Origin of the sequence: Halostella sp. PRR32, from assembly GCF_034808085.1 — an archaeon.
In the GTDB taxonomy this organism is placed as follows: domain Archaea; phylum Halobacteriota; class Halobacteria; order Halobacteriales; family Natronoarchaeaceae; genus Halostella; species Halostella pelagica.
Genome location: NZ_JAXHGL010000003.1, coordinates 800080 through 819840 on the forward strand (window position 1 = coordinate 800080; position 19761 = coordinate 819840).

Here is a 19761-nt window from a genome sequence, read left to right on the forward strand (position 1 = left end):
ATGACGGACCAACTCGTCACCGCGCCCGTACTCGTCGCACTGGTAAGCATCGTGCTCACGCTCTCGCTGCGTCGGTGGCCGCGACTCCAGCGGGCGGCGAGCGTCGCAGGAGGGGTCGGTTACGCCGTCGCCGTCGCCCTCGTCGCGTGGGGCGTGGTTCTCGCGCCGAACGCGCCGGGGGCCGTTGCGTACCAGATCGGCGGCTGGCCGGCACCGTTCGGGATCACCCTGGTGGCCGACGCGCTGTCAGCGTTCATGCTCGTCGTCGCGGCGTCAGTCGGGCTTCCCGCGGTCGTTCTTTCAGTGCTTTTCATCGACGTCGACAACCAGCGCGTGTTCTACCACCCGCTCTTTCACTCGCTGTTGCTCGGTATCGCGGGTGCCTTCCTCACGGGCGACCTATTCAACCTCTTCGTCTGGTTCGAGGTGATGCTGATGGCGAGTTACGTGCTGGTCGCGTTCTACAGCGGCGCGCAACACACCGCCGCCGCGTTCCGCTATCTCGTCCTCAACGTGATAGGCGGCGTCTTCCTCCTGCTCGCCGTCGGCGGTCTCTATGCCACCACCGGAACGCTCAACATGGCAGACATGGCGCAACGACTCGCCGACCCCGGCGCGTACGGTATCGACCCCGCTCCCGTGTTCGGCCTCTCGGCGCTGCTGTTCGCGGCGTTCGCGCTCAAGGCCGGTCTCGTCCCGTTCCAGTTCTGGGTCCCCGGCGCGTACCGGGCCGCCCCGTTGCCCGTGTCGGCGATGCTCGCCGGCGCGTCGAAGAAGGTCGGCATCTACGCCATCATCCGGCTCTACTTCACCGTGTTCTCGGGAACGTCGGCGTCGGCCAGCGTCCCGTGGATCGCCGACGGGTCGCCGCTTTCGGTCCTCGCTCCGGGCCTGTTGATCATGGGCGTCGCCAGCGTTCTGGTCGGCGCGCTCGGAGCGGTCAGCCGGGACACCATCGAGGGGATGCTCGCGTACTCCAGCATCGGACAGGTCGGGTTCATCGCGGTCCCGGTAGCCATCGCGGCGGGCGCCGGGTCCGAGGAACTCAGACATCTCGGGATCGTCGCGGCGCTCGTGTACGCGCTCCACCACGCGCTCGCGAAGGGTTTGCTGTTTTTCTCGGCGGCCGCCGTCCGCAGCGCGACCGGAACGAACCGGATGGCCGAACTGAGCGGCCTCGCGAGCCGCTCGCCCGCCCTCGCCGGGGCCTTCTTCGTCGGGAGCCTGTCGCTCGTCGGCGTCCCACCGCTGACCGGCTTCTTCGGGAAGTTCCTCGTATTTGCGACCGCGGCCGACGGGTACGCTGCGGACCCCGCTGTCGGCTCAGGGGCGGTCCTGTTGGTGTTGCTACTCGGCGCGCTCCTCACGATACTTTACACGACCCGCGCGTGGGTCGGGAGCTTCTGGGGACCGAAAACCCCGTCGGTCGAGGCCGCCACGGTCGACCGCGGACAGGTCGCGGTTCTCGTCGCCGTTGCCGCGGCCATTATCCTCCTGGGAATCGGGTTCGACCCGGTGTATCGCTTCGCGTCGGCGGCGGCCGACGCGGCAGTCGACACGAACGGGTACGTCGACGTCGTCGACCCAGCGGGAGGTGACGGGTCGTGATTTGGTCCGGAGGTGACCACGCGTGACCCGGCGATGGCCGGTCGTCGGCGTTCTGTTCGGCGTGTTGTGGCTGTTCGTCCGCGGCGTCGAACTCGCCGTCGACGCCGTTCTGGGGCAGTTCCTGCTCGGCCTCGGCGTCGGTCTGCCGATCGCGTACGTCTTCCGCCGCCTGTACGACGATACGGTCGACCTCGGGCGGACGACGCGGGCCGTCCCGTACGTCGCCCTGTACGTCAGCGCGTTCCTCAAGGAGGTCGTCGTCGCGAACGTCGACGTGGCGTATCGCGTGCTCGACCCGTCACTCCCGATAGAACCGGAGGTCATACTCATCCCGCTCCGGGTCGAAACGGACCTCGGGGTGACGACCATCGCGAACAGCATCACCATCACGCCGGGGACGATCACGCTGGACTACGATTCGGAGGCGAACGCCCTGTACGTCCACGTGATAGACGGACGCGACCCGCAGGGTATCGTCGAACCTATCCGCGAGTGGGAAGACTACGCGCTGGTCATCTTCGACGAGGAGCGAACTCCGGCGGACCCGGCCCCGGAAATCGCCGTCTATCCGGCGGGGGAGTCCGGCCCGCCGTCCACGGCCAGCGAGATCGTCCAGAAGGACTGGGACGGCCCACGCCAGGAAACGGACGCAGACGGCACCGATCGCGACGGGGACGAGGGCGACGGAGGTGAAGACCGTGGCCGCTGAATCCGAACTGGTGACGCTGGCCGCCGACGTCGGTCTCGTCGTCGTCAGCGGCCTGTGCGTCCTCTGTGGCTACCGCGTGATCCGCGGTCCGACCGTTCCGGACCGCGTCGTCGCGCTGGACGCCATCGCGACGAACGTCGTCGCCATCGCCGTCCTGTTCGCGCTGAAAACCGGACGTGGCCTCTTCGTAACAGTCAGCCTGGTGCTTGCGATCATCGGCTTCCTGTCGACCGTCATCGTGGCCAAGTTCGTAACCGAAGGCGATATCATCGAACGACGAGAGTGAAACAGATGCACGCTACAGACGAGAAAGACGAACGGAGACCGGAGGAAAGACGATGGTCGGAGTGATCCGTACGGCGCTCGTCGTCGCGCTGATCGCCGTCGGCTGTTTCTTCCTCGCCGTCGGGACCATCGGCCTGCTTCGCCTGCCGAACGTGTACAACCGGATGCACGCGACGAGCAAACCGACGACGCTCGGCACGGCGTCGATATTCCTCGCCGGGTTCGTCTACTTCGGGCCGGGTACCGCGGGGATGCCGTCGCTCATCGGCATCGTGTTCCTGTTTCTGACGGTGCCGACCGGCGCGCACATGATCTCCCGGTCGGCGGAACGAACGGGCGTGCCCTTCCTCGGAGGCGTCACCTGGCCGGGCAAGGAAGAGGAGGAGGAACTGCGGGAACGGTAGTCGCGCGGTGCCGCGTCTCACTGGCCGGGGACGTGTTCCGGATCCACGTGGCTCTCGTCGTCGAGGACGACACGCAATCGGCCCTCGTCGATCAGCGAGTTTATCTGGTCGTAGTTGAACTTCCCGTGACAGTCCTCGCTGCTGAGGGTGATGTGACGGTCGGTCTTCTCGATCACAGTCGCGAGCGAACTACCGGTGCGATAGTCGTAGTGGACGGTCGTACCGGGATGGATCGCCTCCGCGGTTACGTAGAGGTACTCGTGCTGGCAAAACACCATACGCCGACACATCACTTTCGATGTATAACAGTTTTGGTGGGTATAGTGACGGCCGATACCGCAACCGATGATATCCGGCTCCGACGAGAAAAGACACGAGTCGGACGAGGCCTGCAACGATATGTGACTGGTAGTTATACTTTTCCAGTGTTTTCATTTTGAATGATGGTTCAGGACTTGATCGTGAAACTCGGCTGGACTGGGTTCAGCCTGCCCTTTCTGGCTGTCGGTCTCTATACGATGAATAAAGGCCGCAAGCAGCGGGCCCGGAGTGAACGGATCGCCGCGACCGAGACGACACGGATCGGAAACGTCCGGCCCGGAACGGTCGAAGTGAAGGGGACCGCCCGTCCGGCCGAGGACGCGAACGTATTCGACTCGCCCATATGGACCGAGGACGCGCTGGCCACCCGTGTCGAGGTCGAGAAATGGGAAAGCAGTGGACAGGGCGGTGGAAACTGGGAAACCGTCCACGAGGAGGAGACGGCGGTGCCGATAGCCGTGGACGACGGCACCGCCGAGGTCCGGGTCGAACTCCCCGCTGACGGCGGGTTGAACGTGGAGCGGACCCGGACCAAAGTCGGCAGCGGGGACGAACCCCCGGAACCTATCCGGCGGTTCCTCGAAACCCGAGACGATATCGACGAGGCCACGCGGCGCGAACTCGGCCCGTTGAGTTTCGGTGAGCGTCGGCGCTACTCGGAAGGGGTGATCGCTCCGGACGAAGAAGTCTACGTACTCGGGACGGCCCGCGAGGAGCAGGCCGGCTGGGGCGACCGCAAGTACGTGATCGACGAGCCGACGGACTCTGGGGATTTCGTCCTCTCGGACAAGTCCGAAACGGAGTTGATTCGGGAGGGCAAGCGCGGCGGCCTCGTTCCGCTCGCGTTCGGCGGACTGTTGACGGTCGTTGGCACGCTGCTCAGTATCTACCCCTGGCTGGCGATGTGAGAGATACCCGTCGCAGTGTGTTCGCGTCCGTTCGTCTCTCCCCCCGTCAGTTCGAGGTGTCGATTTCCAGTCAGCTATCGACGACAGCAACCGAACAAATGCCGCGCTACTGTCGATGCAACCGCTGTATTCTGCCAAAACGGGAAGAAATTTACAGCGGAACCACCGATAGTAGTGTATGGATTGGGCCCTCCGATTTCGCAAAGGCGTCTCCTCCAGAGTACAGTTGTTGATACTGCTCGCCGCGATCCTGTCTATCGCGACGGCGCAACACTTCGGGATCATCTGACGTCCACGGACGCCCCGAGATCGCAACCCGACGGCCGCACGCAGTACACCGTATCAATCCAGAGGGGGCTCAGGGGTCGTACGAACAACTGTCACCGCACTCGTCAGTGCAACCACACTCTTTCTCACCGCAGTCGTCGCAGCAGTCTCCCCGCTGAGACACGGCGAGAGCGACAGCCACTCCGACAACGCCGAACGCAGTACCGGGGACAGACCCGACGAGCGGGACGACGACGGCGTCCTCGCCGAGAACGCTGATGCTGTAGCCCGCTAAAACGCCGGCGAGCAGCATTACGAGGGTGCGCACGCTGATTAGTTCGCGGACAAACGAAGCGATCCCGTGTTTCGTCAACGGGCCGTTCGTCTCAGAGGTCATATCCGATGGATTTGACATCTAGCGTTATAATTCTCACGTGATCGCAGTAGTCTCGCAACTCACTCAGCGAGCGCAACCCACGTCCAGTCTCTGGCCTTACGTCACGGTCGTTCGTTCTTGGCTGTCGGAGCCAGTTGCAGTTACGGTAGTCACTGAAAGTCAATGTACACTTGACCGCACGACAGCGAAGCGATCAGCGTGTAAATCGTTTCAGTGACTCCTCTAGTTCGTGGAACGTCCCCGCGACAGTTTTCACCGGCAAGGATCCGAATCCGTGAAAGCGGATACCAGAGATACGGAACGGCAACCGGTTCAGTACGTCCCCGTCGAAACTGCGCCGCGAGTCGATCTGTCACTCCTCGGAACGGAACCGGTTAAGTGGCGGTCGGCCGCTACAGTAGCTATGAACGGTCGAACGTCTCGGCGACGGCTTCTTGCCGCGTGTACTGCGACAGTGGCGGCGTCTCTGAGCGGGTGTATCGCCATCGGGTTCGAGCGGAGCGCGGAAACCACGGTCGAAGAGACGTACGACGCCGGAGACGTGTCAGATCTCGCGGCGTCGACCGAAAGCGGAGACGTCTCTATCGACAGCGCCGACCGGGAGACGGTCGCGGTTCGCGCGAGGAAGACGGGCGCGAGCGACGACGACCTAGAGACGGTCCAGTTGGAGGCGTCGAGGGAAAACGGGACGCTTGAACTCGCCGCCGAGCGGGACGGGCCGCGGTTCCGTCTCGGTCCGAAACCGCGGATGCACCTCGACGTAACCGTCCCCAAACAGGTCGGTTCGGTCCGCGTGAACTCGCAAAGCGGGGACATCGACGTGTCGAGCGTGGCCGCGGCCGACGCCGACACCGTCAACGGCGACGTAACGCTCGCGAATATCGACGGCGACGCGACCGCGGAGACGACGAACGGCGACGTGAACGTGACCAGCGCCGCGGGGAACGTCCGGGTCGAAACCACGAACGGCGACGTCGACCTCCGAGACGTTCGCGGCGACGTGACCGCGGACACAACCAACGGCGATGTCGACGTAGCGGTCCCGGCCTCGCCCGGTGCGGCCGTGAAAGCCGACACGGAAAACGGCGGCATCACCGTCGAGGGTGACGAGCGGTCGGGGTCACCGGTTACCGCGTCGGTCGGCGACGGCGAGAACCGGGTCGAGATAACGACGACGAACGGGGACATAGACGTCAGGGCGGTCGAGTGAAGCGCCGCGGCGTCAGAACAGTTCGAACTCCGGTGGCAGTTCCCGGCCCTCGCGGTACCGTTCGAGATAGTAGACGACCCCTGGCTGATGGGCCGCGCCGACAATGAGATGCACCTCCTCGGCGTCCTCGTTGTGGTAGACGACGTAGTCGGCCATCCGCTCGTTGCGGGCGTGCGAGACGAGTTCCAGTTTGGGGTCGTGCCGTCGAAGCCACTCGCGTTCCAGCGGTTGCGGGAGGAACGTCCGGTGGTAGTAGCGCTGGAGTTCGTCGAGTTTCTCCGGGTTCGTGCCGGCCTCTCGGCTCAGTACGTACGATTCGAAATCGTCGCCGATAGCGAGGTCCCCGTGGCTCATCAGGAACCCTGCGGCGACGTCACCGAGCGCTCGCTCGAACTGCTCGCCGTACACCTCGCTACCGGACTCGATGAGCGAGAAGACGGCCGCTTGAAACTCCGAGGCGACCGAAGTCACGTCTTCGCGTAGCGATCCGAAGTCCATGCCGGGGATGCCGTCGAGCGGTGACTCGCCATCGAGTTCGGAACACTCGTTCATCGCCCACCGGTAGTCGTCCATCTCGCAGACGCCGGAGAAATCGCTGAAATACATCTGCCTGATCCCCTGCTCGCAGTAGACGGTTGCACCCCGTTCGAGAAACCGCGAGACGTGGTCGCGGAGAAACGCTCGCTCCTGCGGTGTCCCGGCGTGTGTGACTCCGTGGACGTGGAACTCGGTACCGTCGACGACGACGCACCTCCCTGGGAGACCGTCTGACCGACCCTGGGTTGCCTGCTGGCGGCGTTTGGCTGTTTCCCACTTTTCTTTCGCGCGCAGGTACGCATCGTGGTCAGAGTTCACCCCGATGAGTCCGTGCAGATCGGCGAGGCTATCGGCCTCGCGGATCGCTGCGAGCGTTGTTTCGTCGCCTGTTCGGTTACCGACCATCTCGTCTTTACTGCGTGCTGGGTTCACATATAGGTCAGCGATCACCCACCCGTCGTTCCCGCAGTTCCACGTTCGGGCGCTGGACGACCGAACCAGTGTCAACGCTTTGACACCGCTCGACACCCCTTTAGTTCTATGCCGGACGTACGTCGCGTCAGAGCGGCACAGAGCCCCCGCGCGGTGCGTGTCTGTTCAGTCGGTCGCCGAGGTGGACTGCTCGGCCGACTCGTCGTCGGACGCCCGCCAGCGGAACGCGACTTCCCGCTTTCGGCCGTCCCCGTCGTCCAACGACTGCTCGATGACCGTTATATCTGAGTCCGGTCGCGTGTATCGGCGGGCGGTCTCCGGAAACGCTGTGCCCGCGGTCTGGTCGGGACCGACGAGTTCGTTCCGCAGGTCTCGGAGGTAGTCGCCGAACTCTTCGCAAGACATCGTCTCCTCTCGGTCCGTCTCGTAATCGGCCGCACCCTGTCCCACGCCGCCGGCCTTGCCCGACGAGTGCCCGCCGAGGACAGCGTTGATGACCGCGCCGAGAAGCAACACGAGTCCGGAGAAGTACAGCCACGTGATAATGACGATGACGCTGCCGAAAAAGCTCCCCGAACTCCCGCCCGTAATGGAGAGATACACCTGGAACAGCGCCTGAAACGCGGCCCACCCGACCGCGGCGAACGCCGCGCCCGGCAGCACGTGGTCCCACTCCACGTCGGTGTCGGGGAAGCGATAGAATATCGGCAGGAACGCGACGACCAACCCGACGACGAGAACGATCGGCGTCAGGTAACCGACGAACGGGACTACGTCGGAGTACCGCGCGAAGACGGCCGTCACTCCCACCGTCGCCAGGATCGCGACGACCATCGCCACCAGGACGACCAGACCGTCGATCAGTTTGTCGACGAAGGAGTTCGCTGTCTCCGTCTCGTAGATCTCCGAAAACGCGGTGTCGAGCCCCCGAAATATCTTTAGCGTCCCCCAGATGAGCACGACGAGACCGACGACCGACGCTCCGGAGGCACCCGAGTTATCCCGAAAGATCTGTTCGACGGTGTCGGCTATGGGGCCGGGCAGCGAGTCCTGCGCGAGCGTAACGATCCGCTCCTCGAGACCGCTCCCCGCGACCGAAATGACGAACAGCAGTATGAGCAGCATCGGCGCTAGCGAGACGAACGCGTTGTATGCGATTCCCGCAGCCATGAACGTCACGTTCTTCTGCGAGAACTCAGAGAACACCTGTTTTCCCGTGTTCACGGCGCTTGACAGGCTACCCATGTCTCGGTGTTCGACGGTGAAACGGAAAACGGGCAGTGTGGGCGCTCAGACCTGTCCGGATCGCGACGCTGTATGCCGTACCGCGTGATATAGTAGTCACTGAACGGTAGCCCAGTGTTATCCCCGCCAGGGCGCGCCGTCAAAATCGACCTGGCGGCGAGTCCGGTTGATGGCATCTATCCGTGCTACGTCGGCAGAGTCGAGTTCGATCCGACGCGCTTCGTGGTTCTCTCGCAGGTGCGACTCGGACGACGACCGCGGGATCACGGCGACGTTCTCTTTGGACAGAAGCCACGCGAGGCTGATCTGCGCGGGCGTGGCCCCGTGTTTCTCTGCGATTTCGACGAGTTCGGGGACCTCAGTCACGGCACCTTTCGCCAGTGGAGAGTAGGCGACGAGGTAGTGACCGTCTTCGCGTGCGCGTCGCCGCAAGCGGTCCTGTTGGAGAAGCGGATGGCATTCGACCTGGTGTGCAAATAGCGGCGTCTCTAACCGGTCGAGCGCCTCCGCGAGCAGCGAAGGCGTAAAGTTCGACACTCCGACGGCGTCTATCACGTCCCGGTCGTAGAGTTCGTCGAAGGCGGCGAGCGTTGACTCGGGGTCGTACGCGCGTATCGGCCAGTGGACGTACAGTAGGTCCAGGCTCTCGACGCCGAGGCGCTTGCACGACTCCTGTGCGTGGTCGATGACGTCGTCGAACGCCAGGTTTTTCGAGTGGATCTTCGACGCGAGGAACACGTCCGACCGTTCGACCTCCGCGGTACGGAGGCCGCGTCCGACCGCGGACTCGTTCCCGTACATCTCAGCGGTATCGACGTGGCGGTATCCGATGTCGAGTGCCGTTTCGACGGCGTCGGCGCAGGTCGACGGTTCCAGGTCGTAGGTTCCGACGCCGACCCGGGGCATCCCGTCGGCAGTCATTGCTCTACCGCCGTCCGTTCAGCCGGCGGTGTTTCTGGGTGCGCGCCTCCCGACTGACCGGGTACTCCACTGCGAACTCCCAGCCGGACTGTCGGATCCAGCCGGCGGTGTGATTGTTCAGTATTGTCTCCTCGTCCGGAACATCGAGACGACCTATCGAACAGTTTCTCGGCGCTCGTCCGGACGTCCGTTCGGTCTGGATCGGTTCGCATGCCGTGACGAATATCCGAGTAACAGCCATTAATACCTCCGCCAAAACTGGTTTTTGTTACCCATCTGTCATACATCGGGATTCGAAAGCCGCGTGCGTCCCTGAACTGTCACGCGGATTCGACCTCGCTCTCTGGGGGTTGGAGGTGCGTTTTACCCCACTGTTCGAGCGAGTCGATCACCCGCTCTAGCGACCGGCCGCGTTCGGTCAGAGAGTACTCGACCGCGACGGGTTTTTCGCTCACGATCGTACGGTCAACTAGTTCCTTCTCCTCTAAGTCGTCCAGACTCTGTGAGAGCATCTTGTTCGTGATTCCGTCGACCTCGTCGCTGAGTTCATTGAACCGTAGTTCATCGCGTCTGAGGAGTCGGTGGATGATCACCGGATGCCACTTCTTTCCGATGACGTCCATTGCGCAGGTGACCGCACACCAGTCGTCGCCCGCACACCACACGGCCAAGCACTCGTCTTCGGGTACCTCAGTTGTGTCGCTCATACGTCGCCTTCGAAGGGCCGTCAGAAAGTAGTTCCTCATAGATACGTCGTATACAAACGAAACCGCGGTTTCGCAGGCGAAACCTCGTTTCTTGAAATATACCTGATATTTATGCACGGGGCGGCCCTCGGTCGACCCGTAATGTCGGAAGTCAACATCGAATACTGTGTCCCGTGCGGTCTACTCGAACACGCCGTGGAGACGCAGGAAGCGTTGCTCGAAGCGTTCGGAAACGACCTCGATGGCGTCCGGTTGCAGCCCGGCGGTGGAGGCGTCTTCGAGGTCTCCGTCGACGACGAACTCGTCTGGGACAGAGACGACGGCGATGGAGAGATCGACAGTACTGCAATCACCGAAGCGGTCCGCGACCGGGCCGATCACGCCTGACTCGCCCAGCGACCGACCCCATTCACACGACCAATGTTAGAACTCTACCAGGCAGAGGGATGTGGCTACTCCGCAACCGTGCGGGAGACCCTGACCGAACTTGGCCTCTCGTACGTCGTCCACAATCCTCGCTCTGGCGCCGGCGAGACGCGCAACGAACAGACGCGCGATCAACTCCGGACCCTCGGAGGCGACGATCAGATCCCGTTCCTCGTCGATCACCAGCGGGGCGTGACGATGTACGAATCCGACGACATCGTCGACTATCTGGAAACACTACACGTGACCGACGCCGTTACGGAAGACTGCCCGATCTGTGCCTCATCGGACAGCGCGAAAGAGCAGTTCGCGACTGTGAAAGTCACAAAGCACATCAAACGGAAAGCACGGCGCGACGAGACCCATCAGCAGTGGATCGACACGCACACGACGAACGGAACGCTCGCGGAGATCCGCGACGCGCTCGGAGAACACAGCGGGCCGAGACGATAGCGGATGTCTCCGAACAGTGACAGCCCGGCAACGTGGCTCCGCAGACACGGACGTCCGGGACTCCGTATCGGGACAGCCGTACTCCTGTTGGGTCCGGGCGTGAGGAAATACCTCACGTACGCACAGTCCGTTTACTTCTTCACGTCGCTGGGGCTTCCGATGCCCGAGCTATCCGTGGTCCTCGTCGGCGCTATCGAGGTCGGGGCTGCACTGTCACTGTTCCTGAACCGAGTCCCGTGGCTCGGGGCGCTCCTGGCAGTCCCGGTCATGGCTGTCGCAATAGTCACCGCCGGCCCGTCGTGGCAGAACGTCAGCGTATTACTCGCTGGAACCTTCCTTTTCGGTAGCGACCGCCGCGTACTGGGGGCGATCATGCGACTGTTCCAATCATGACACGACTCTCGAAACAGTGGCTCCAGCACAATCAGGTCGGGGTGTACGCTATCGCTGTTCTCCTCGCGCTCGGGACCGGCCTCGGACGGCCAAGCACAGGTTCGACACTGGAACCACTCATCAATCCCGTTCTGGCGATCCTGTTGTACGTGACGTTCCTGGAGATCCCGTTCGTCCGGATCCGGCGGGCGTTCCGGAACGGACGGTTCATGCTGGCTGCCCTGGGGATGAACTTTCTGGTCGTCCCACTGGTCGTATTCGGTCTCACGCGGTTCCTCCCGCAGGAGCCGGTGATCCTTGTCGGAGCGTTCATGGTGTTGCTGACGCCGTGTATCGACTACGTCATCACGTTCACGGAACTCGCAGGCGGCGACTCCGAGCAGATCACCGCCGCAACGCCGGCGTTAATGCTCGTCCAGTTGCTGTTGCTCCCGCTGTACCTCTGGCTGTTCATGGGTCAGCGAGTTGCCGAGTTCATCGAGGCCGGGCCGTTCATCGAGGCGTTCGTCGTGATCATCGCGCTCCCGTTGACGCTCGCGTGGGTCACAGAACTCGGTGCGGAACGGTCCGGCCACGGCGAACGGTGGCAGGACGCGATGGGGTGGTTTCCCGTTCCGATGATGGGTGTGACGCTGTTCGTAGTCATCGCCTCACAGCTACCGCGCGTTCAGGACTCGATCCATCAGATAGCCGCTGTCGTTCCGGTGTACGTGGCATTTCTCGTCGTCATGCCGCTGGTCGGCCGTCTGGTGGCTGGCCTGCTGGGGATGGGCGTCGGCGAGAGTCGCGCACTCGTGTTCACGTCCGTGACGCGGAACTCGCTGGTCGTCCTCCCCCTTGCGCTCGCGTTGCCGTCGGGGTACGCGCTCGCCCCGGCAGTCGTCGTCACCCAGACGCTCGTCGAACTGACGGGGATGGTCGTTCTCACGCGGGTCGTCCCGGGCTGGTTAGTACCCGAGACCTCCGATCAGTTCCGCAGTCGCGAGGTCGAACGGAGTGACTGATCGACGCCAGACTCTGGCCGATAGCGCCTTCGGACGGTTGCGTTCGGTGATGACGAGATGACGACGAGCGCCGATTACGTACCGGTAGTCCCGATTACGTACCGACACTCCGGCAGAGTGACTGAACTACGCCGACTCTTCCTCCAGTCGTTCGACCAGACCTTCCCGGAACATCTCCCTGATTCCGTCCGGACCTGTGACCGTCAAAACCGTCTCTTCATATGGTGCCGATACGGTGATCGCGTAGTCAGCGAACGAACAGCAACGCAGTTCGTCCGCCGTGAACTGAGCGACTGCTCGGAGCCTCGTCGGCTCCTTCGAACCGGATCTCTCCGCCGTCCGTCCGCACTTCGGACCCGAGGTAATGGCCGATGAGACGTGTCCGAACCTCCTCTGATCGCTCCGGTTTCGTCCTCCGTTAGCGTACATCTGCTCTCTCGTCCCGCGTCGCTCTGTTCCATGCTACAGCTATACTTTGAACACTGAACTATTTATACTGTCAAGGACGAAGCATAGAACGAAGTGTGGTGAACGAAAGCTATGTCTGATACTCCTGACTCAGCGGTCGACGGGGCCGGTTCATCGAATACTGACGTGGACTGCTTCTGTCCACTGGGCGGGGTGATGGATCTCCTGAGCCGTCGCTACGCGATGCAACTCATCTGCGTGGTCGGCGCTATCGGCCCGGCACGATACGGAGAGATCGAGGAGACGTTCGACGGGGTGAGTAGTTCGACGCTCTCGACGAGACTCGACGACCTAGTCGAGGCCGAGATCCTCGCTCGCGAACAGTACGCGGAGATCCCGCCACGAGTCGAATACGAACTCACGGACACCGGTGAAGAACTGTGTCAGCACCTAGATCCCCTTCTCAAGTGGGCAGAAAAAGCACAAGAGGGATGATTTACGGGTCAGTTTGTGAGGGCTGACTTCCCGGATCTACACCGGGGACAGAGGGCGAGTCGCAAGTAGGGCCGCCGACAGAAGGAACACGGCCGCGGGAACGGCGGTCTTCGACGGTGGGTCGTCGATTCGAATGTGAGTCATCACTGCACCGGCCGTGACTCCACTCAGCAAAAGCGCCCCGACCGCCGTTAGTTCAGGCGTCCAGACGAGTCCCGCGATCAGTCCGATCCCGGCACCGATCTCCGTTAGGCCGGTGCCGATTCGGAACCACTGCGGATATCCGTATCGGCGGAACTCGTCGACCTGTTCCTCCTGATGGGTGACTTTCGCACCGCCCGCTACTAGTCCGACGAGTCCGAGCACGGTTTGCGTGACGAGCGCTGCGACGCCCGCGACGCTCATCCCGCGACCTCAGAGGGCGCACTCGCCGTCAGGGCGGCGGCGATAGGAACTCCGGACTCGAGGGGAATGGCTACGGTCGTCGCAGCCACGTCCTCCGCCCAGTTTTCGTAGTCCTCTCGGGTGTGGAACGCCTTTACGTACGGGCAGATTGCCCCGTAAACTTCGTCCGTAGTGGGGATATCGCCGGCAGGGATATCTCGGTCCGTGGCCACGCCGAAAGACATGATGGCATCCGACGGAGTGACATCGATATCGCTCTCGGGCGACGCCCGCATCTCGATCGGCTCGTTCGTGGGCGTTTCCGTTCGGATCTCGACCGGTTCGTCGACGAGATGTGCGAGGGCGATTCCGTCGTAGAAGCACCTGAAGTAGTACGTCTCGTCGGCGGTTTCAGCGGAGTGCGGCGTTTCCCCGTCGACGTGGCAGAGTTCGTCGACGGCGATCCCGTCCCCTTCGGTCACGGTACGGATCGCCGAAATCATATCGTCGAACGCCTCGATCGACTCACCGAAGAACCGACTCATGTTTCCTGCAACGTCTACCGGTAGCTGTGCGGTCTTTACTGGCCGCTCTTCGACCCAACCGTTCGAGTTCGGGGTTTGATCAGTTGCCGTATCAACCGTCACATCGGCGCAGTTGCAGTCTTGGTCAGACATACACAACTACATTGATTCTCGAAGTAGTTATACTGCCAAGTCCGAAGTAATGAACAAACTTCGAGCGGTCGAACTCACGGGCAAACTGCGAACCGAACGGTTAGAACTCGTCAGGCGTGCAGATACGCTCTATCGCCGACTGGAGTTCTGTGGGGCGTTGCGATCCGATGAACCAGCGTTCCCCGTTCGTCCGTTCCACTTCAACCCCCTGTCCTCCTCGAAGTCGATACACCGTGTTCCCGTTCGGTGTGCGCCGTACGCCCCAGTGCCATCCGCCGTACGCCGTCCCTGCGTATGAAGTGGCGTTCACGTCCCGAATCTGCGCTGCCGGGATCCGACGAAACGAGCATTGGACCGGATGCAGACGGACGTTCACCCCGTCTCCCCGGACTTCGGTGACAAGCCTCAGGAGCCAGAACCGTTCAGTGGTCTCTCGGAATATCGTCTCGTCGTCAGTGTTCTCGGCGGAACTCATCGCTTCTGCTATTTGCCGTCGGTCGTGTTCAAACGCCGGATCTGTTGTGCCATACGCGCGAACCTATCTGAACACAGATTCAAATCGCAACAGCTATTTGAAAACAGATTCAATCAGCATCTAATGGCAGAGAGGACACGCATTCGCCGGTTGATCGCCGACGAACTCGGGGACTGCTGTGACGAGGACGTGGAACAGCGACTCGACGAACTCCAGGTGCTGGCTGATACCGCGTTCGGCGACGACGCTGTCCGGCCGGTCTTTGCCGTACTCGGGAACACGACGCGGTACCGGCTCGCTCGCGCCCTCGCCGTCGCAGACGGCGAGCTCTGCGTCTGTGAGCTCGAACCGCTCGTGGACGTCGGCGAGAGCGCCGTCAGCCACGCGCTCTCCGATCTCGTCGACGCGGGCCTCGTCGGCCGCCGGAAAGACGGTAACTGGCGGTATTACAGGTCGACCGAGTTCGCGGAGACGCTCTTCGAATCCGCGGACCGCGGAGTGAGCGGCGATGAGTAACGTCACGCACGATCACGGCCCGAACTGCGACTGCCCGGACTGCGGCGACCCGCGGTCCATGGACTTCCTCGACAAGTACCTCACAGTCTGGATAGTCGGGGCGATGGTCGTCGGAGTCGGACTCGGCTTCGTCGCCCCGTCTGTAACCGAGTCGATCCGCGACCTCTACCTCGTTGAGATCGGTCTTATCCTGATGATGTATCCGCCGCTGGCGAAGGTCAACTACGGTCAGCTCCCGACGGTGTTCAGGAACTGGCGCGTCCTCGGACTCAGTCTCGTCCAGAACTGGCTCATCGGTCCGACGGTCATGTTCGCGCTGGCGGTCGTCTTCTTCGGCGGCCTCGTGCCGGGACTTCCGGCCCGGCCGGAGTTTTTCCTCGGGCTCGTCTTCATCGGGATGGCGCGCTGTATCGCCATGGTCCTCGTCTGGAACGAGCTTGCGGACGGATCCGCTGAGTACGCGGCGGGGCTGGTCGCGTTCAACAGCGTCTTCCAGATCCTCACCTACGGAGTGTACATCTGGCTTTTCGCTCTGTTCCTGCCGCCGTTGCTCGGTATGGAGTCGCTGGTCGCCGGAATCGACGCGTTCGACATCACGCCGATGCAGGTGTTCGAGGCCATCGCTGTTTTCCTCGGTATCCCCTTTGCCGCTGGGATCCTCTCGCGGTACGTCGGCACGCACACGAAAGGCGTCGAGTGGTACGAAAAAACGTTCGAGCCGTCGATCAGTCCGCTGACGCTGGTCGCGTTGCTTTTCACCGTGATCGTGATGTTCGCTCTACAGGGCGATCGGATCGTCGCCCAGCCCGGCGACGTGTTCCTGATCGCGGTACCGCTGACGGTCTACTTCGTGGTGATGTTTCTGGTGAGCTTCTGGATGGGCCGGGAGGTCGGTGCCGACTACTCGACGACGACGGCCATCGGGTTCACGGCCGCCTCGAACAACTTCGAGTTGGCTATCGCCGTTGCTGTCGCCGTCTTCGGCGTGACCTCCGGCGTCGCGTTCGCAACCGTCGTCGGCCCGCTCATCGAGGTCCCCGTCCTTCTGGCGCTCGTCAACGTCGCACTGTACTTCAGGCGGCGATTCGACTGGGACGGGTTCCGGACCGGAAGCCTCAACGAACCGACGACCGAACCGACGGGAGACGATGATTGACTGGACTGTGCAACTCCCACGGTGTCCGGCACCCGTCGGATTCAGTTCCCCCGGAGACGATGACTGAGACCGAACCGACCCGGATCGCGTTCGTTTGCGTGCAGAACGCGGGCCGCTCGCAGATGGCGTACGCCTTTGCCAAGCGGGAGCTCGACGCCCGCCATACCGAACGGGAGTTCGACCTCGTGACGGGGGGAACACAACCTGCTGAGCACGTCCATCCAGAAGTGGTCGAAGCGATGCGGAACGCGGGGATCGATATCTCCGCGAGGTCTCCTCGGGCGGTGACGTTCGAGGAGCTACAGCACAGCGAGTACGTTATCACGATGGGCTGTTCCGCGGCGGACGTCTGTCCAGCCGGGTTCGGTGGGGAAAGCCGTGACTGGGGCCTCGACGATCCTGACGGGCGCTCGCCCGATGAAGTGGCCGTGATTCGTGACGAGATCCGGCGGCGCGTCTCTGCCCTGTTCGACGAACTGACGCCGAGCGAGTGACTTCTTGCGGTCGGACGAGTTTGCTGCCCCGGATTCGTCGTCGTGATCCCCGATGCCACCGGATTGGATGTATTCGAACCCCTGCGCAATCGCTCTCGCGTTAGACGATCGAACGCACGCGAAATCCCTGTAGGGTGTCGCCGTTCGGCAGTCTCAACGGTGATCTGTTTCGGTCGGAGGCCGGGTGTACCAGAGTGCCCAGAGGATCAACACGCCCTGGAGTGGGAGTCGTCCCCAACGAACGATGTCTGAGGGGTCGCCGCCGCCCGGCATCCCCTCGATGACGACCCCGTGAGTCGCCATGTAGACGTTTGCCGGAAAGACCGCAACGAGTAACGCGACTGTCGCCCACGCTGCATGCTGTCGAGTTCGAGGAAGCAATAGCCCGACCCCGACGGCTATTTCGGCGATTCCGGACAGATAGACGAGCGCAAGCGCTGCCGGGAAGAACGGTGGGATAATCTGGACGTACAACTCCGGCACGACGAAATGCAAAACTCCCGCGACGACGTACGCCGGGCCCATCAGATACAGTAACGGGCGCTTGAAACGGTGCAGAACCTCGTTCATCGTCGGTTGATACTTCTCAAAGCGATGAAATAGTTTCGCTCTTCGACGATCTGCCCGCCCGATGACCGGTTGTGCACCTGGGAGTTGTGAGAGCACGCTGCCGACCCCGCTGTCGAATATCCCTGCTCGTCCACACGCACTTGCTGGAACTAGAGGAGTAATACGATGGCCCGGTCGAACAGTGCAGTTGACTCCATCGGGTTCCTCGACGATGTCTGTCGGATGTGAATCGTTCGAAAAACGAATGGGCGCTGATTGCCCCGGTTCGACCGTCGAACGAATCGACCTTTGAGGCGTGAGACGGTCGATTCGGGAGTCTAAGAGCAGATATTTGACAGGTCCAGTGAAGGTGCGTACTCTGTGGGAGAGGCAGCGCACATCTTACGACCAGTCCCGCCTGGCGAGAACATTCTGGAGATACGTTTATTGATTCTCCCACGAGATTAGTTAGCATGACTCAGACTGGGTTCACTCCCGATCTGGATCTGGATGGACTTTCTCCGGACGAAGCATTCGCCATACTGGGAAATGAAATCCGATTAGAGATCATCCGAGTACTCTGGCGTGAAGACGCCGCTCACGAATACGATGACGGCTCTGATACCGCTGAGACGATGTCGTATTCCGAGTTGCAACAAGAGGTTGATATCGACGATAATGGGAAGTTTAACTACCACCTTTCACAGCTCGCCCCCCACTTCATTCGGCGAACTGATAACGGATACCGGTTGAGCGGTGCAGGAAAACAAATCGCCAGAACGGTGATAGCGGTCTCCGGGACAGACTACCTCGACTTCTCTACCGAGCTTGAACAGAATTGTCCGTTATGCGGGGCACACGTAGAAGCCACCTATGAGGATCAGTGGCTTCGGATCAGGTGTACCGAGTGTGACGGAGTGTTCGGTGACCAAGCACCGACGGGGACGCTCTTCCTCACGACCTACCCGGCCGCAGGACTGGCGTCCCGTGACCCTGAGCAAGCACTCGCCGCCGGACTCTATCGGTGTGCGCTAGACATCACATATCTTATGTACGGTATCTGTCGGGAATGTGCAGGCCACATTTCATCGTCAGTGACGGTCTGTGATGCGCACGAAAATCGAGGAGGCCAACCCTGCGCCGCCTGTGGAACGCCGTTCCAGGTATGGGCAGACATGCGGTGTGATACCTGCAGGTTCGCCAAGCGGTTGCCGGTCGAAATATTTACTACTGGTCTTATTATGGCGACTGGGCTGATCGACAACCGAGAGATGGACATCCACTCTCCCTCTTTCGACGAGGCTATCGACTTGCTTCAAAACAGGGTCGAGACCACCGTCTCGAAGGATCCGCTCCGCGTATTGATCACTATCGAGGACGAGACGGCATCATTCACTGTCACACTGGACGACGATATGAATGTCATCAGTTTCGACCGAAGTTCTCAGACCGACGTCGTTACCTCGTAACCCGGATTCGTCTCGGTCTAACTAGAGAAATGTTATTCTCCTAACATATAAACCCAATCCCGACGCTAGAAACACATGCTGTATCAGAGCAAGATCCAGGCAACGTAGCGTCCGGTGCACGGAGGAGTAGGAGGTGATGTCTAAATGACGGACGGAATGTCACGGGAGGCGACCAATGATCACAACGAGCAACACGAACTGGAATACCGATCGTTGCCGATTGGAGGAGACAGCATGACGACCAAAGAGCACGGCAAACAGGACCGCGTGCTCGATTTTGGAGGATTTCCTGGCCGCTGGGAGATCACGAAATCGACGAAGGAGACTGACGGCAAGTTCTTGGAGATGCGATTCGAAATCGAAACCGTCCCTGAAGACGGCCCATTCGTCCACACACACCCAAACGCCGAAGAGAGCTACGAAGTGCTCTCCGGCGTCTTGGAAGTGTACATGGACGGCGAATGGAGGGAGGTCTCCGAGGGGGAGAAACACACCGTCCCGCCAGGTACACCACATACCTTCAAGAACAAGACGCCGGTTGAGCTCATCAACGTCCACAAGCCCGCGCTGGAACACGAGGCGTTCTTTCGCAGGTTCCATCGACTCGTCACGGAGCGAGGAGTGACACTGCCACCAGGGAGGGTCAGTGATATCGTGCTAATAGCGATGCTGACGACGGAACACGAGGAGGACGTCTACGCGGTGAGCCCACCACATTGGGTCTTTAAGATCTTGGCTGGTCTCGGCCGCGTGCTGGGATACCACCTCCCCGACTGACCGGGGTGGAGATTGACTCGTGACACGTGACCTCGTCACTGATGTGAACGAAACCTGCGGAGTGGCTTTGGCACGCTGGCATAAGAAGCCCAATCCGGCGGTTTTCGACAGTTCGGCCACTCACAGCGGCATCC

Annotated in this window: 25 protein-coding genes and 1 pseudogene; 16 read left to right on the forward strand and 10 right to left on the reverse strand. The window is 61.7% G+C overall.

Annotation, left to right across the window (positions count from 1 at the left end; translation table 11 throughout):
- The 4 genes from SM753_RS13980 (at window position 1) to mnhG (ending at window position 3006) form a co-directional block, all read left to right on the forward strand.
- Window positions 1-1608 carry a proton-conducting transporter membrane subunit gene (locus SM753_RS13980; protein ID WP_323192045.1) on the forward strand — a complete coding sequence of 536 codons (1608 nt, stop codon included), beginning with the start codon at window positions 1-3 and terminating at the stop codon, window positions 1606-1608.
- 22 nt (window positions 1609-1630) lie between these two features.
- The gene (locus SM753_RS13985) at window positions 1631-2317 is read left to right on the forward strand and encodes a Na+/H+ antiporter subunit E (RefSeq protein ID WP_323192046.1); all 687 of its coding nucleotides are present in this window, start codon (window positions 1631-1633) and stop codon (window positions 2315-2317) included.
- Complete coding sequence (locus SM753_RS13990) at window positions 2307-2603, forward strand: monovalent cation/H+ antiporter complex subunit F (RefSeq protein ID WP_135533273.1); 297 nt, start codon at window positions 2307-2309, stop codon at window positions 2601-2603. Before SM753_RS13985 ends, SM753_RS13990 begins: the two co-directional genes overlap by 11 nt.
- A gap of 61 nt (window positions 2604-2664) precedes the next feature.
- Entirely contained in the window at window positions 2665-3006 is a 342-nt protein-coding gene (mnhG, locus tag SM753_RS13995; protein WP_135534006.1) for a monovalent cation/H(+) antiporter subunit G, read from the forward strand.
- Between the two features lie 17 nt (window positions 3007-3023).
- Here mnhG and SM753_RS14000 read toward each other — a convergent pair whose 3' ends face one another.
- Window positions 3024-3284: a hypothetical protein gene (locus SM753_RS14000; RefSeq protein WP_323192047.1), complete on the reverse strand. Its 261-nt coding sequence runs from the start codon at window positions 3282-3284 to the stop codon at window positions 3024-3026.
- 162 nt (window positions 3285-3446) lie between these two features.
- Between SM753_RS14000 and SM753_RS14005 the strand changes: the two genes are divergently transcribed.
- The gene (locus SM753_RS14005; RefSeq protein ID WP_323192048.1) at window positions 3447-4235 is read left to right on the forward strand and encodes a GIDE domain-containing protein; all 789 of its coding nucleotides are present in this window, start codon (window positions 3447-3449) and stop codon (window positions 4233-4235) included.
- A gap of 358 nt (window positions 4236-4593) precedes the next feature.
- Here the strand turns inward: SM753_RS14005 and SM753_RS14010 are convergent, their stop codons facing one another.
- The gene (locus SM753_RS14010; protein ID WP_138797081.1) at window positions 4594-4899 is read right to left on the reverse strand and encodes a hypothetical protein; all 306 of its coding nucleotides are present in this window, start codon (window positions 4897-4899) and stop codon (window positions 4594-4596) included.
- Between the two features lie 403 nt (window positions 4900-5302).
- Between SM753_RS14010 and SM753_RS14015 the strand changes: the two genes are divergently transcribed.
- The gene (locus SM753_RS14015) at window positions 5303-6109 is read left to right on the forward strand and encodes a DUF4097 family beta strand repeat-containing protein (protein ID WP_323192049.1); all 807 of its coding nucleotides are present in this window, start codon (window positions 5303-5305) and stop codon (window positions 6107-6109) included.
- A gap of 12 nt (window positions 6110-6121) precedes the next feature.
- Here SM753_RS14015 and SM753_RS14020 read toward each other — a convergent pair whose 3' ends face one another.
- From SM753_RS14020 to SM753_RS14035, 4 genes are all read right to left on the reverse strand, one after another.
- Entirely contained in the window at window positions 6122-7051 is a 930-nt protein-coding gene (locus tag SM753_RS14020) for a hypothetical protein (protein ID WP_323192050.1), read from the reverse strand.
- A 192-nt stretch (window positions 7052-7243) separates the two neighbouring features.
- Window positions 7244-8323: a YihY/virulence factor BrkB family protein gene (locus tag SM753_RS14025; RefSeq protein WP_323192051.1), complete on the reverse strand. Its 1080-nt coding sequence runs from the start codon at window positions 8321-8323 to the stop codon at window positions 7244-7246.
- Window positions 8324-8440: 117 nt separating this feature from the next.
- Entirely contained in the window at window positions 8441-9244 is an 804-nt protein-coding gene (locus SM753_RS14030) for an aldo/keto reductase (protein WP_323192052.1), read from the reverse strand.
- A 320-nt stretch (window positions 9245-9564) separates the two neighbouring features.
- Window positions 9565-9951: a helix-turn-helix domain-containing protein gene (locus SM753_RS14035; protein ID WP_323192053.1), complete on the reverse strand. Its 387-nt coding sequence runs from the start codon at window positions 9949-9951 to the stop codon at window positions 9565-9567.
- 141 nt (window positions 9952-10092) lie between these two features.
- Between SM753_RS14035 and SM753_RS14040 the strand changes: the two genes are divergently transcribed.
- The 5 genes and pseudogenes from SM753_RS14040 to SM753_RS14060 all read left to right on the forward strand — a co-directional run bounded on the left by SM753_RS14040 (window position 10093) and on the right by SM753_RS14060 (window position 13130).
- Complete coding sequence (locus tag SM753_RS14040) at window positions 10093-10338, forward strand: Rdx family protein (protein ID WP_323192054.1); 246 nt, start codon at window positions 10093-10095, stop codon at window positions 10336-10338.
- 33 nt (window positions 10339-10371) lie between these two features.
- Window positions 10372-10611, forward strand: a pseudogene (locus SM753_RS21385) (glutathione S-transferase N-terminal domain-containing protein); the annotation flags it as partial.
- 222 nt (window positions 10612-10833) lie between these two features.
- Window positions 10834-11223: a DoxX family protein gene (locus SM753_RS14050; protein WP_323192056.1), complete on the forward strand. Its 390-nt coding sequence runs from the start codon at window positions 10834-10836 to the stop codon at window positions 11221-11223.
- Window positions 11220-12227 carry a bile acid:sodium symporter gene (locus tag SM753_RS14055; RefSeq protein WP_323192057.1) on the forward strand — a complete coding sequence of 336 codons (1008 nt, stop codon included), beginning with the start codon at window positions 11220-11222 and terminating at the stop codon, window positions 12225-12227. Before SM753_RS14050 ends, SM753_RS14055 begins: the two co-directional genes overlap by 4 nt.
- A 624-nt stretch (window positions 12228-12851) precedes the next feature.
- A complete protein-coding gene (locus tag SM753_RS14060) occupies window positions 12852-13130 on the forward strand; it encodes a helix-turn-helix domain-containing protein (protein WP_135533264.1) in 279 nt (92 codons plus the stop codon).
- A gap of 36 nt (window positions 13131-13166) precedes the next feature.
- Here SM753_RS14060 and SM753_RS14065 read toward each other — a convergent pair whose 3' ends face one another.
- The 3 genes from SM753_RS14065 to SM753_RS14075 all read right to left on the reverse strand — a co-directional run bounded on the left by SM753_RS14065 (window position 13167) and on the right by SM753_RS14075 (window position 14666).
- Window positions 13167-13535, reverse strand: a complete 369-nt coding sequence (locus SM753_RS14065) for a DoxX family protein (RefSeq protein WP_323192058.1) — start codon at window positions 13533-13535, stop codon at window positions 13167-13169.
- Window positions 13532-14191 (reverse strand): organomercurial lyase, encoded by a 660-nt coding sequence (gene merB, locus SM753_RS14070; protein WP_323192059.1) that lies wholly within the window; start codon window positions 14189-14191, stop codon window positions 13532-13534. Before merB ends, SM753_RS14065 begins: the two co-directional genes overlap by 4 nt.
- A gap of 100 nt (window positions 14192-14291) precedes the next feature.
- Window positions 14292-14666, reverse strand: a complete 375-nt coding sequence (locus SM753_RS14075; protein ID WP_323192060.1) for a hypothetical protein — start codon at window positions 14664-14666, stop codon at window positions 14292-14294.
- A gap of 123 nt (window positions 14667-14789) precedes the next feature.
- On the opposite strand from SM753_RS14075, the gene SM753_RS14080 reads away from it, so the two are divergent.
- The 3 genes from SM753_RS14080 to SM753_RS14090 are packed head-to-tail and all read left to right on the forward strand — an operon-like array spanning window position 14790 to window position 16832.
- Window positions 14790-15182 carry a metalloregulator ArsR/SmtB family transcription factor gene (locus tag SM753_RS14080; RefSeq protein WP_323192061.1) on the forward strand — a complete coding sequence of 131 codons (393 nt, stop codon included), beginning with the start codon at window positions 14790-14792 and terminating at the stop codon, window positions 15180-15182.
- Window positions 15175-16338, forward strand: a complete 1164-nt coding sequence (arsB, locus tag SM753_RS14085; RefSeq protein ID WP_323192062.1) for an ACR3 family arsenite efflux transporter — start codon at window positions 15175-15177, stop codon at window positions 16336-16338. The genes SM753_RS14080 and arsB overlap by 8 nt, the downstream gene beginning before the upstream one ends.
- Window positions 16339-16397: 59 nt before the next feature.
- Window positions 16398-16832, forward strand: coding sequence for a low molecular weight phosphatase family protein (locus tag SM753_RS14090; RefSeq protein WP_323192063.1), 435 nt, complete (start codon window positions 16398-16400; stop codon window positions 16830-16832).
- Window positions 16833-16985: 153 nt separating this feature from the next.
- Here the strand turns inward: SM753_RS14090 and SM753_RS14095 are convergent, their stop codons facing one another.
- Complete coding sequence (locus tag SM753_RS14095; protein WP_237561251.1) at window positions 16986-17402, reverse strand: DoxX-like family protein; 417 nt, start codon at window positions 17400-17402, stop codon at window positions 16986-16988.
- 452 nt (window positions 17403-17854) lie between these two features.
- On the opposite strand from SM753_RS14095, the gene SM753_RS14100 reads away from it, so the two are divergent.
- Window positions 17855-18850 carry a hypothetical protein gene (locus tag SM753_RS14100; protein ID WP_323192064.1) on the forward strand — a complete coding sequence of 332 codons (996 nt, stop codon included), beginning with the start codon at window positions 17855-17857 and terminating at the stop codon, window positions 18848-18850.
- Between the two features lie 234 nt (window positions 18851-19084).
- Window positions 19085-19627, forward strand: coding sequence for a cupin domain-containing protein (locus SM753_RS14105; RefSeq protein ID WP_323192065.1), 543 nt, complete (start codon window positions 19085-19087; stop codon window positions 19625-19627).
- Window positions 19628-19761: the final 134 nt, after the last annotated feature.

Bases quoted from the DNA above. Each gene is read 5' to 3' on its own strand.
- SM753_RS13980 (WP_323192045.1), top strand. From the start codon at position 1: ATGACGGACCAACTCGTCACCGCGCCCGTACTCGTCGCACTGGTAAGC.
- SM753_RS14000 (WP_323192047.1), bottom strand. From the start codon at position 3,284: ATGGTGTTTTGCCAGCACGAGTACCTCTACGTAACCGCGGAGGCGATC.
- SM753_RS14005 (WP_323192048.1), top strand. From the start codon at position 3,447: ATGATGGTTCAGGACTTGATCGTGAAACTCGGCTGGACTGGGTTCAGC.
- SM753_RS14010 (WP_138797081.1), bottom strand. From the start codon at position 4,899: ATGACCTCTGAGACGAACGGCCCGTTGACGAAACACGGGATCGCTTCG.
- SM753_RS14015 (WP_323192049.1), top strand. From the start codon at position 5,303: ATGAACGGTCGAACGTCTCGGCGACGGCTTCTTGCCGCGTGTACTGCG.
- SM753_RS14020 (WP_323192050.1), bottom strand. From the start codon at position 7,051: ATGGTCGGTAACCGAACAGGCGACGAAACAACGCTCGCAGCGATCCGC.
- SM753_RS14025 (WP_323192051.1), bottom strand. From the start codon at position 8,323: ATGGGTAGCCTGTCAAGCGCCGTGAACACGGGAAAACAGGTGTTCTCT.
- SM753_RS14030 (WP_323192052.1), bottom strand. From the start codon at position 9,244: ATGACTGCCGACGGGATGCCCCGGGTCGGCGTCGGAACCTACGACCTG.
- SM753_RS14035 (WP_323192053.1), bottom strand. From the start codon at position 9,951: ATGAGCGACACAACTGAGGTACCCGAAGACGAGTGCTTGGCCGTGTGG.
- SM753_RS14040 (WP_323192054.1), top strand. From the start codon at position 10,093: ATGTCGGAAGTCAACATCGAATACTGTGTCCCGTGCGGTCTACTCGAA.
- SM753_RS14050 (WP_323192056.1), top strand. From the start codon at position 10,834: ATGTCTCCGAACAGTGACAGCCCGGCAACGTGGCTCCGCAGACACGGA.
- SM753_RS14055 (WP_323192057.1), top strand. From the start codon at position 11,220: ATGACACGACTCTCGAAACAGTGGCTCCAGCACAATCAGGTCGGGGTG.
- SM753_RS14060 (WP_135533264.1), top strand. From the start codon at position 12,852: ATGGATCTCCTGAGCCGTCGCTACGCGATGCAACTCATCTGCGTGGTC.
- SM753_RS14065 (WP_323192058.1), bottom strand. From the start codon at position 13,535: ATGAGCGTCGCGGGCGTCGCAGCGCTCGTCACGCAAACCGTGCTCGGA.
- merB (WP_323192059.1), bottom strand. From the start codon at position 14,191: ATGTCTGACCAAGACTGCAACTGCGCCGATGTGACGGTTGATACGGCA.
- SM753_RS14075 (WP_323192060.1), bottom strand. From the start codon at position 14,666: ATGAGTTCCGCCGAGAACACTGACGACGAGACGATATTCCGAGAGACC.
- SM753_RS14080 (WP_323192061.1), top strand. From the start codon at position 14,790: ATGGCAGAGAGGACACGCATTCGCCGGTTGATCGCCGACGAACTCGGG.
- arsB (WP_323192062.1), top strand. From the start codon at position 15,175: ATGAGTAACGTCACGCACGATCACGGCCCGAACTGCGACTGCCCGGAC.
- SM753_RS14090 (WP_323192063.1), top strand. From the start codon at position 16,398: ATGACTGAGACCGAACCGACCCGGATCGCGTTCGTTTGCGTGCAGAAC.
- SM753_RS14095 (WP_237561251.1), bottom strand. From the start codon at position 17,402: ATGAACGAGGTTCTGCACCGTTTCAAGCGCCCGTTACTGTATCTGATG.
- SM753_RS14100 (WP_323192064.1), top strand. From the start codon at position 17,855: ATGACTCAGACTGGGTTCACTCCCGATCTGGATCTGGATGGACTTTCT.
- SM753_RS14105 (WP_323192065.1), top strand. From the start codon at position 19,085: ATGACGACCAAAGAGCACGGCAAACAGGACCGCGTGCTCGATTTTGGA.